Below are 9,969 nucleotides of genomic sequence, written 5' to 3'. Positions count from 1 at the left end.
CGGACGTCGCGCTGGAAGTCGACGGCTACATCGCCGAGTCCCACGAAGCCTGGAGCGTCGTGATCAAGGGGCGAGCCGAAGGGATCAAGGAGATCGGCCACCTGATGGACACTGTGGATCTCCCCCTGTTTCCGTGGCAGGCCGGGGCAAAGAACTTCTTCGTTCGGGTCGTGCCCACCGTGGTGACCGGTCGCCGGTTTCCTGTTGCCGACCCCGAGGTCTGGCGAACTCCCTTCTCGGGTGTGCGACGGTCTCCGATGGAGTAAGGCGACTTCGTGGTAAGTCCCTGGCGGACCTCCGCCGCCGTCAGCGCGGTCGCGAGTCACACGGGTCGACCACCGTTCGCAGGGGTCGTCGGAGCGATGTCCTTCAGCGCTGTGCCGCACGTTCTTCGTCCAGGTCGAGCACCGCACGGAAACCATTCGCGAGGCACTCTGTCAGCGCGAAGGTGTCCGGGACCGCGGCCGTGTCGACATTCACCCCGACGAAGCATGTGCCGGCATACGAGGTCATGGTCACGTTGAGCGCGGTTCCGAGAGTCGGGCTGAAAGCGAACATCCGCTCGATACGCGCACCCGCGAGGTAAAGAGGTACCCGTGAGCCGGGTACATCAGAGGCGACGAAGTCGACATGCTCGAGCATCGCAGCGATCAATGCAATCGGCACCCGATTGAGGATCGCGGCCACAGTCGCGGAGTGCGGGACCGACCGCTCGGCCATCTGCTCGCGCACAGTCGCGCCGACGCAGCGCATCAGACTCGACGCATCGTTTCCGTCTGCAGGTACTACGAAGCGCGACAGACTGATCCGGTTGCCGCCCAATGGGTCGTCATTGCCGCGGAGACTGATCGGCATCGTGACCCGCAGGCGCTGGATCGGCCGATCATGCTGTAGGTGATAGCGGCGCAAGCCGCAGAGAACAGCGGTCAAGAACGCGTCGTTCATGGTGCAGCCGCTGGCATGTGCGGCCCGGGCCAACGCGTCGACGGGGACTTCGAAGGCGGCCAGCGTACGGGCGGGCCCTCGGTTGGTCATCACCGGCGACAACGTGGTAGTGATCGGTCGGACCAGACGGGCCAAAGACATAGCGAGTTCCGTACTGGCGCGCGCGGACTCGAGTGGATGTGCGGCGGCCCGGAGTGCTGCGGACACCGATCGGGAAGCGTAGCGCTGGATCGACCCGAAGCCCGGCCATCGTAGCGCCGCAGATCCTCGGAATCCGGAATGCTCCTGCACCGCAGGTGGGTAAGTCGGACGGGGCCTGCCGGATCGTTCCATGTCGCACAGCCCGGCCAGAATGCGCACGCCTCCGACTCCATCGGTAAGGCAGTGATGGATCTTCAGGACCAGCGCGCAGCCGTCGCTGTCGTCTGGGCCGGTCAGCAGGGCCGAACGCCATAGTGGGCGATCCGGGTCGAAGGGCTCCATCGCGTAACGACGAGCGAACTCGACAACCCCGTCGAGGTCAACCTGGGGAACCAGAGACACCCGCTGCACATGCCACGACAGATCAAACGCTGCGTCGGGCTCCCACCGGGGTGCTGTCAGCGGCAACATCGAGGGGACAAGCCGCTCCCGCAGCCCCGGCACGGAACGGGTGCAGCAATCGATCGCCTCGACGAGCGCATCCGGATCCGGTCTGGCGTCCAGCATCATGATCGACACGATGGTCGGCTGCAGAACCGGATTCCGCTGCAACCGCCAGGTGAGGTAGTCGGTCTGAGACAGTCGGGTCATTCGTGTAGGTATCCTTTCCTGCAGTACGGGCTGGACACCGAGGTGCTGCACCGGTTGGTCCCGCTGACCGCCCCCTGCGCGGCGCGCTCCAGCTACCCGGGGGGAGCTGTCCTGACGGATCATCTGCACTGCACCGTATGCGCGTATGTGTGCCGATCCACAGTGCCGATCAGACGTGATGTCCGGGACCTTCGACTCCGCCCGGGCCGATCTCCATACGACCACCGGCCCCGCAGCCGATGACATTCGGCGGCTTGTGCGCTCGGGTCGTACTGGTGGACGCTCGATACCTGCGATCGAACCGAGTCGATTGCTGGGATCAACGGGACGGCACGCCATGACCGACCTACGGCCACTTGATTCAGGATTCATAGAGCTAGAAGACGCCGACTGGCATGTCAGCCTCGGCATCGGTGTGGTCGCAATCATGGACGGCTCGCCGCCACCGCGTGAGCACGTCCTCGACGCGCTGGACCGGCAACTGCGTGAGGTGCCGCGGCTTCGTCAGCGGGTGCACCGGGCACCGCTCGACATCACAACGCCGACCTGGGAGCCCGATCCCGGCTTCGACCTCGGACATCACATCCGCTGGGCAGCGCTTCCCGCCCCGCGCGACGAATCGGCGCTGTGGCAGTTGGTGGCCCTCGAACTGGAAGAGCGGCTCGACCGCGACCGGCCGCTGTGGCAATGCGTAGTCGTCGAAGAACTCTGTGGCAATCGGTGGGCGTTGATCGTTAAAGCTCACCACAGCCTGCTGGACGGTGTATCCGGCGTGGCCATGTTCGAACGTTTGTGTGAGCCGGTCCCCGAGGGCGGCACTCGCGCCATGCGCGAGACGCCGCATCGGCACCGCGCCGGGCTGCCTCTGTCCGGGCTGCTCCGGCTGCCCGTAGCGGTACCCTCAGCGCTTTTCACGACCGTGCGGAGACTTGTTCCGGTGGGCGTCGCCGTGGTGAAGCCAGGCCCGGCCTCGTCGCTGAACGGTCCGATCGGGCACCAACGTCGATACACCGCGATTCGCGTGCCCCTGCCGACGGTGGCTCGTATCGGTGCCGCGTTCGAAGTCACCGTCAACGACGTCGTGCTGTCCGCGATAGCCGGCGGATACCGCGATGTACTGCTGGCGCGCGGCGAGGAACCGACGGCAGACCTACTGCGCATCCTGGTTCCGGTTTCCATGCGTAGCGAGCATGCCAAGTACGTGCTCGATAACCGGGTCTCAGCGTTGTTGCCACACCTTCCGATTCACGTGTGCGACCCTGCCGAGCGGTTGTGTCTGGTCCACGCGACGATGCTGGAACACAAGTCCAGCGGCGCGTCGAGTGCTGAACATGATGTGCTGGCGCTGGCGCGGTGGCTGCCGTTTGCTCCCGTGGCGTGGACCCTGCGCATTCTCGGCAAGCTGCCGCAGCGAAGCGTCGGCGCGGTCGCGACCAACGTTCCCGGTCCGCGGCACCCACTCACACTGCTCGGGCGCCGGGTGCTCGAACTTCTTCCAGCTGTTCCGATCGCTCTGCGATTGCGCACGGCGGTGGCGATTCTCAGCTACGAAGATCAGCTGGCCATCGGCATCACCGGGGACTACGACACCACGAGCGACATCGACGTTCTCGCACTTGGTATCCAACGTTCGATCGACCAGCTCGCTTCTCGCGTCGGTGACGACCGATCAGGTGACTGATTCGGCCGGAGGGCATATCGCAGCGAGTCATCGTGTGGTGAGACGCTGTTCAGTACGAGTGCAGCAGGGGTGGACGCCTTGTCTGTTGCGCTCTCGATCGCGGAGAAAAGCATCGAACTCCTTTGTTTCGCTGAGCTGCAAGCGCCCACCGCGGGCTATGCACGCGCGCTCAATCACGTTGTCTGGCATGAGAATCGAGCGGAACCGATCGGTGACCGTCTCGAGCCTTTGAAAGGGGGCTTCCTCGCTGTCGCGCGCCGGGGTATCCGATCGCCGCCGTTCCGATAACCTTCGCGCACAGCAGGTGCCGACATCAACGGACCGCGCCGGCATCGGCTTCTTCATCACGATCGAGGTCGGCGTCGCCGCCTAGCTCACCACGCTTGGGCCCGCGGATGCCGGCCGCTACGGATATGGGAGATCCTGTTCTCGCCCAGGACGGCACCGAATCAGGATCAGCGGGCCGGTGTGGTTGCCACGTGGTGGATTCGCAGGTCAACGGGAGCTTGGCTGATGAGCTCGTGGTGGGTGTCGCCGGTGAGCAGTCCGGCGTCGGGGCTGTGGGCGAGTACCAAGTAGTCGGCGCGGTAGGTGAATCCCCCCGGCATGTCCGGAGGCTTCGTCTCTTGAGAGAGGATGAAGTCTGTGAGTTCGAAGAGGTATCCGCCGGAGTTGCGTGAGCGGGCGGTGCGGATGGTCGCCGAGATCCGCGACCAGCACAGCACCGAGTGGGCGGCGATGGCTGCGGTCGCCGAGCTGCTGGGGATCGGCTCGACCGAAACGGTCCGCAAATGGATGCGGCAAGCTCAGGTCGATGCCGGTAGCCGTGCCGGGGTCACGAGCGAGGAATCGGCAGAGCTGAAGCGGTTGCGGCGGGAGAACGCAGAACTCAAGCGCGCCAACGCGATTCTGAAGACGGCGTCGGCTTTCTTCGCGGCCGAGATAGACCGGCCAAGCCGCTGATCTGCAGGTTCGTCACCGAACACGCAGGCCGCCGCGACAGCGGCGGCCTGCAGTGGGTGTGGAGTCTATCTGCGCCGCGCTCGGCGAGCTCGGCGTGAACCTCGCCCCCTCGACCTACTACGAACACCGCAACCGGGTCCCGTCGGCCCGCCGGCGCCGCGATGAGGCGCTGACCGCCCAGATCCGGCGGGTGCACCGGGAGAACTTCGGTGTCTACGGGGCCCGCAAGGTATGGCTGCAGCTCAACCGTGAAGGCTATCCGGTGGCCCGTTGCACGGTGGAACGGTTGATGCGCGAGGCCGGGCTGCGCGGGATCTCGCGTGGCCGGGCCAAGCGCACCACGATCGCCGATCCGGTCGCACCCACGGCTGCGGATCTGGTGCAACGCCGGTTCGCGCCGGCAGCGCCGAACCGGTTGTGGGTCTCAGACATCACGTATGTGTCGACGTGGTCGGGGTGGGTGTATGTGGCTTTCGTGATCGACGCTTATGCCCGCCGGATCCTGGGCTGGCGGCTGTCGACGTCGATGACCACGACGCTGGTGCTGGACGCGATCGAACACGCGATCTGGACCCGTGAACGCGAAGGATGGAACGTGAAAGATGTTGTGCACCACACGGATAGGGGATCTCAATATACGGCTATCGCGTTCACCGAGCGGCTCGCGGAGGCCGGGATCCAGCCCAGTGTCGGTGCGGTCGGATCGAGCTACGACAACGCGCTGGCCGAAACGATCAACGGCCTCTACAAAACCGAGCTGATCAAACCACGAGGCCCGTGGCGCAGCGTCGACCAGGTCGAGTTCGCCACCGCCGAATGGGTCGACTGGTTCAACCACCGCCGTCTCTACCAGTACTGCGGCGACCTACCACCGGCCGAGATGGAAGCAGCCCACTACGCTCAACACCCAGCCCAGCAACCCGCCGGGCTGTCACACCAATAGGTCTCCGGACTCACCGGGGCGATTCAGGTCTTGTAGTGCGGGGCGATGGTGTTGAGGGTGTCGCAGAAGTCGATCCATTCCGGTGGGGTCATGGCCATGTCGGGGTTGCCGTGGCCGGTGCCGATGGTGGAGAAGACGTGGAATTTGAGTAGGCTGACGCCGAGTTGGTCGCTGAGGTCGAGCAGGTGCAGGACGTCGGCTTCGTTGGCTTTGTTGACGGTGCAGATGATGCGGGTGTCGAACCCGCGTTCGGTGAGTTCGGCGGTGGTGGCCATGGCGGTGTCGAAGGTTCCGGCGCCGCGGACCGCGTCATGGGTGGTGGCGCTGCCGCCGTCGAGGCTGACCTGGACGTAGGCGAAGTCCGACGGCTCGAGTTGGCGGAACTTCTTGACTGCGGGGGTCTGTGCGTTGGTGGTGGTGATGACGTGCTCGTAGCCGAGCTTGCCGGCCGCGCGGATCGCGTCGCAGAAGTAGGGGTGCAGGGTCGGTTCCCCGCCGAGGAGGGTGACTTTGCTGCCGCCGAGTTTGCGCCAGGTGCTCAGGGTGTTCACGATCGCCGGTAGCGGCAGCTTGAGGGCGCGGTCGAGGCGTTCGCCCATGTAGCAGTGCTCGCAGCGCAGTTGGCAGGCCTCGGTGATGTAGAGGTAGACGTTACGGAACCGGCCGTAGGGGACGCGGTCGACGCGCTGGGGTTTGGGCATGTCGATGTTGCGGGGCATCCGCGCGTGGCCGTAGCCGTCGGTGCGCAGTGTCGGGATCGGCAAAGGGGTGGAAGTCATCGGGCAACACTCCGGGAGATGAGGAGCGGGGCGAGCAGGTTCACGGCCCCGTTGATGCTGGTGGTGGTGTCGAGCTGGGTGACGGGCACGCCCGAATCGACAAATGCGGCTCGGATGCCTTCGGCGGCGTGCTGGTAGCGGCGGATGCGTGCCTTCAGCAGGCGCGGGGCGTCCCCGCGCCGCGGGTGCAGTAACCCGCGGCACCGTGAGCACGTCCAGGGGTCGTCGGCGCGCGGGATGGCGGGCAGGCGCGGGTCGCCGATCGGATCAGGTTCACAGCGGTGGCAGACCTTCCTGTTCTTGGCCCGCTGCTGCAATGTCTTGGCGTCGGTCGACACCTCGACCGCCTCGACGCGCGCCTCTGGAACAAGGGCGCGTAGCTCGGCGAACAATTGATCGACTTGTCTTGCGGCGCCGGGGAAGTTGTCCAACAGGACGGTATGGACATTCGGGTCGGCGGCGGTCGCGGTGAAGAAGGCTCGAAGTGCGGCCGATACGGTGTAGTCGTCGATCCAGCCGAGGCGTCGGCTATCGGTCGCGGTCGCGGCCAGGACCTCGCGAGGAACATGCTCACGCAGCCGGAAGACCCGCCGGCCCGGTGCGCCACCGAGCAGGGCCGTCAGCGTCGTCTTACCGGCTGCCGGTGGCCCGAACAGCGCAACTACCAACGACAAACCCATCTCGCTCCTCCTTGTCGAATGCCGAAACCGACTGCGGCAAGAGTGCGGCGGGGAAGGCGGTGAAACCATCACGGCGGGGCATAACGCCGTATGCGTTGAAGGCATAACTTCTTGTGCGGCAGCGTGATAGCGTCGCTCGATCATGGAGTCTGAGGGGGCGATTGGTCCCGTGACTGATCCGGGAGCGGCGGGGTGACACGGAATCCACAGCCGGGACGTGCCTGTACCCGGTGCGGCGCGCGGCTCAACCGGTACAACACCGACACCGTCTGCGGCCCCTGCGAGTCCGGCGTGCTGGAACCACCGGAACTACCCCGGACGTTCTGGGAAACCGAACGGATGTGCGAGGCCCTGGCCACTTGGCATATGGGCCGCGTCATCTATGCCTACCGCACCCACCCGCACCATGGGCGCCCGTTCGGCCAGGAGACGGTTGCGGGATGGCTCGGCCTCACCCAAGGCCAGCTCAGCAAGCTCGAATCCGGGCGAGCACCCGAACAGCTGAGCAAACTCATCCGCTGGGCACAAACCCTGCGTATCCCCGGCGATCTGCTGTGGTTCTCCCTCCCGCCACACGACACCGATACCCTCGACCAGGTGAACCGCCAAGACTTTCTGCGCGCCGCAGCGTCGATCGCGGTCGCCCCCGCCGCGATGACCGACCTGATCGGTGCGCTGGAACCGACACCGGTGCCGTCTATGGTCGGGCCGCACGAGATCGCGCAGCTGCGCGAGGCGGCGAGCATGTTCCATTTCTGGGACCACGCCTACGGCGGCGGCGTTGTCCGCGACGCCGTCGCCGCACAGCTCCGCTACGCCGTCCGGCTCCTCGAAGCCCGCTGCGCCGACCGCCACCGCGGCGAGTTGTTCTCCGCCGTCGGTGTCCTCAGCCACACCGCTGCGTTCATGGCCTTCGACGCCTACGCCCACAGCGACGCCCGCACCATGTTCAAACTCGCCCTGTCCTGCGCCGAAGAAGTCGACGACTGGCAACTACGCGCCAAAATCCTGTCCTCGATGGCACGTCAGGCCATCTGGTGCGGCAACCCCGACGCCGGACTCACCTCCGCAGAACTGGCCCTCGTCCGCGCCGACCGCATCACCCCGACCCAACGCGCCATGCTGCACACCACCCGCGCCCGCGCACTCGCCAAAATGGGCCACGTGCAGGACACCATGGCCGCCGTCGGCAGCGCCGACGACGAATTCGACCACGCTAGTCCCTGCAACGACCCCGCGTGGATGGCCTACTACGACCACGCACAACACGCCGGTGACACCGGACACGCGCTGTTCGACCTCGCCATCGCCGGCCGTTTCATCCACGAGGCGCGGACCCGGCTGGCCATCGCCGTCGACGGACACACCGACCGATACGTTCGATCCCGCGCCATCTCGGCCACCAAACTAGCGACGCTAGTAATGACCGTTGGCGACCCTGTCGAGGCCGCCCACATAGGACAACGCGCCCTCACCGAGGCCGGCCACCTGAGGTCCCGCCGCGCCACCGACGACCTGCGCGACTTGCAACGCATCGCAACCCAGCGCGCCGACCAACCCGAAGTGGCCGAACTGTCCACTCGCATCGACGAACTGCTCAACCCATGACCACCGAAACCCACGACCCTGCCCTGGAAACCCTGCGCGCCGCATGCGCCCAAGCCGCGCTTCCACACGAGCGAGCAACCGTCCTGAGTCGCAGTGAAAACGTGCTCTACCGGCTCGAAGCAGGAATCGTCGCCCGCGTGACGCGCCCCGGCCAACAAGCGGCAGCCCGCCAGGAAGTCGCCGTCGCCGACTGGCTCGAAGCTTCCGGTGTGCCGGCGGTGCAAACCTGGCCAGGCATCGACCAGCCCGTCGTCGTCGACGACCGCGCGGTCACCTTCTGGCACGAACTACCCCCACACCGGCACGGCCGCCCCGCCGAAATCGCGACCGCACTACGCCGACTCCACAACCTCCCACCACCGGAACTCGACCTCGGCACCGTCGACCCATTCGTCCGCCTCGACCACCGCATCGCCACAGCCACCACCATCTCCGACGACGACCGCGCATGGATGCGCGACCATCTCACCGAACTACGCGAGCGCTGGAACCACGTGCCTGCCGGTCTTCCCTGGTGCGTCGTCCACGGCGACGCCTGGGGCGGCAACGTCGTCGCCACCGACAACGGCGAGGTCTATCTCCTCGACCTCGAACGCACCTCGCTCGGGCCGCCCGAGTGGGACACCGTCCACACCGCCATCAAACACCACACCTTCGGCTCCATCACCGACACCGAATACCGTGCATTCTGCGACGCCTATGGCCACGACGTCACCGACTGGGCAGGCTACGAACTACTGCGCGACCTGCGCGAGTTCCGCATGACATGCATGGCTGCCCAAGCCGCCACCGAAAACCCGACCCACCGCGAACAAGCCGACCACCGAATCGCCTGCCTCCGAGGCAAATGCGGCCCGAGGCCATGGCCAGGCTGGCGGCCCATTGCATGAGGTGTTGGTCAGTTCGAGCGGAGGGCGATCCCACCGCGGTTTCCGGGGATGGGCACCCGGCGCTGCGAGGTCTGACCATTCGGCCAACCTCCAGGTGTGGCTCTACGCGAAATGCTAAGTACTACAGGAGGATTCCAGCAGCCACACGGCCAACGTAGCGTACTGTCTTCAGTCGTGGAGATCGTTGCGTGCATGGTCTGCGGTGCCAGCGAAGGAGCGCGAGAAAGGCCTGTGCCACTACGCACGGTGGCGTGCGAGGAATGCTGGGACAAGGCGGCTCAGTTTCCCGAGCGCGAACCGGAGCGCCCCGACGTCGAATTAGTCGCCGACCAACTCCGTACCGCGCCGGTGGTTGATCCGAGAGAAGGTTCGCCTACTTTCTGCAAGTATTGCGATACGGAAGCTTTGTGGCACCGGACGTTGCATGGCCGTTGGATACTGCTGGAATACGGCGCCTACCCAACCTTTCAGATCCCGCCAGGAAAGCGTTGGCGGGTTGCCGGTGACGGCACGGCTGTAAATCTTGGAGGAGCGAACCCGACCGACGAGTGTCGGATTACCCACTTCGACGTATGTCCCGCAAGGCGAGCGCCTGAGGACAGCCCGCTGTTGCTCGCGGTGTGGCGGAGACATCGGCGCGAATGGAAGGCGCGCGAACATCAGTAGGTGTCGGCCGCCGGCTGCAGAA

At 65.8% G+C, this 9,969-nt stretch carries 10 protein-coding genes; 6 read left to right on the top strand and 4 right to left on the bottom strand.

Annotated features, from left to right (window positions below):
- Window positions 1–266: pyridoxamine 5'-phosphate oxidase family protein (locus tag RJ05_RS31565; RefSeq protein WP_036542026.1), on the top strand; the 266-nt coding region annotated here is incomplete at its 5' end.
- 103 nt (window positions 267–369) lie between these two features.
- Here RJ05_RS31565 and RJ05_RS30355 read toward each other — a convergent pair.
- On the bottom strand, window positions 370–1,737 hold the full coding sequence (locus tag RJ05_RS30355; RefSeq protein ID WP_036542023.1) for a wax ester/triacylglycerol synthase domain-containing protein: 1,368 nt from the start codon (window positions 1,735–1,737) through the stop codon (window positions 370–372).
- 145 nt (window positions 1,738–1,882) lie between these two features.
- On the opposite strand from RJ05_RS30355, the gene RJ05_RS26360 reads away from it, so the two are divergent.
- On the top strand, window positions 1,883–3,418 hold the full coding sequence (locus RJ05_RS26360; protein ID WP_306306403.1) for a wax ester/triacylglycerol synthase family O-acyltransferase: 1,536 nt from the start codon (window positions 1,883–1,885) through the stop codon (window positions 3,416–3,418).
- A 455-nt stretch (window positions 3,419–3,873) separates the two neighbouring features.
- Here the strand turns inward: RJ05_RS26360 and RJ05_RS31160 are convergent, their stop codons facing one another.
- Complete coding sequence (locus RJ05_RS31160; protein WP_156090867.1) at window positions 3,874–4,026, bottom strand: hypothetical protein; 153 nt, start codon at window positions 4,024–4,026, stop codon at window positions 3,874–3,876.
- 28 nt (window positions 4,027–4,054) lie between these two features.
- Between RJ05_RS31160 and RJ05_RS26350 the strand changes: the two genes are divergently transcribed.
- A protein-coding gene (locus RJ05_RS26350; protein ID WP_373365088.1) for an IS3 family transposase occupies window positions 4,055–5,324 on the top strand; the annotation gives its coding sequence in 2 pieces (ribosomal slippage) (window positions 4,055–4,375 and window positions 4,377–5,324; 1,269 coding nt in all).
- A 23-nt stretch (window positions 5,325–5,347) separates the two neighbouring features.
- Here RJ05_RS26350 and RJ05_RS26345 read toward each other — a convergent pair.
- Entirely contained in the window at window positions 5,348–6,103 is a 756-nt protein-coding gene (locus tag RJ05_RS26345) for a radical SAM protein (RefSeq protein WP_081597551.1), read from the bottom strand.
- Window positions 6,100–6,783, bottom strand: a complete 684-nt coding sequence (locus RJ05_RS26340; RefSeq protein ID WP_036542016.1) for an AAA family ATPase — start codon at window positions 6,781–6,783, stop codon at window positions 6,100–6,102. Before RJ05_RS26340 ends, RJ05_RS26345 begins: the two co-directional genes overlap by 4 nt.
- Before the next feature lie 192 nt (window positions 6,784–6,975).
- Here RJ05_RS26340 and RJ05_RS26335 point away from each other — a divergent pair, with 192 nt between their 5' ends.
- From RJ05_RS26335 to RJ05_RS33055, 3 genes are all read left to right on the top strand, one after another.
- Window positions 6,976–8,391, top strand: coding sequence for a helix-turn-helix domain-containing protein (locus RJ05_RS26335; RefSeq protein ID WP_249040595.1), 1,416 nt, complete (start codon window positions 6,976–6,978; stop codon window positions 8,389–8,391).
- A complete protein-coding gene (locus RJ05_RS26330) occupies window positions 8,388–9,281 on the top strand; it encodes a phosphotransferase family protein (protein WP_036542014.1) in 894 nt (297 codons plus the stop codon). The genes RJ05_RS26335 and RJ05_RS26330 overlap by 4 nt, the downstream gene beginning before the upstream one ends.
- A gap of 111 nt (window positions 9,282–9,392) precedes the next feature.
- Window positions 9,393–9,947: a DUF6083 domain-containing protein gene (locus RJ05_RS33055; protein ID WP_373365089.1), complete on the top strand. Its 555-nt coding sequence runs from the start codon at window positions 9,393–9,395 to the stop codon at window positions 9,945–9,947.
- Window positions 9,948–9,969: the final 22 nt, after the last annotated feature.

This window comes from Nocardia cyriacigeorgica NBRC 100375, from assembly GCF_000308555.1.
GTDB lineage: Bacteria > Actinomycetota > Actinomycetes > Mycobacteriales > Mycobacteriaceae > Nocardia > Nocardia cyriacigeorgica.
Note: the sequence above shows the minus strand (reverse complement) of the source record. Positions and strands in the feature narration are given on the sequence as shown.

What these genes read in the sequence shown, in the direction of transcription:
- RJ05_RS30355 (WP_036542023.1), bottom strand. Translation starts at nt 1,737, where the DNA reads ATGACCCGACTGTCTCAGACCGACTACCTCACCTGGCGGTTGCAGCGG.
- RJ05_RS26340 (WP_036542016.1), bottom strand. Translation starts at nt 6,783, where the DNA reads ATGGGTTTGTCGTTGGTAGTTGCGCTGTTCGGGCCACCGGCAGCCGGT.
- RJ05_RS26345 (WP_081597551.1), bottom strand. Translation starts at nt 6,103, where the DNA reads ATGACTTCCACCCCTTTGCCGATCCCGACACTGCGCACCGACGGCTAC.
- RJ05_RS31160 (WP_156090867.1), bottom strand. Translation starts at nt 4,026, where the DNA reads ATGCCGGGGGGATTCACCTACCGCGCCGACTACTTGGTACTCGCCCAC.
- RJ05_RS26360 (WP_306306403.1), top strand. Translation starts at nt 1,883, where the DNA reads ATGTGTGCCGATCCACAGTGCCGATCAGACGTGATGTCCGGGACCTTC.
- RJ05_RS33055 (WP_373365089.1), top strand. Translation starts at nt 9,393, where the DNA reads ATGCTAAGTACTACAGGAGGATTCCAGCAGCCACACGGCCAACGTAGC.
- RJ05_RS26330 (WP_036542014.1), top strand. Translation starts at nt 8,388, where the DNA reads ATGACCACCGAAACCCACGACCCTGCCCTGGAAACCCTGCGCGCCGCA.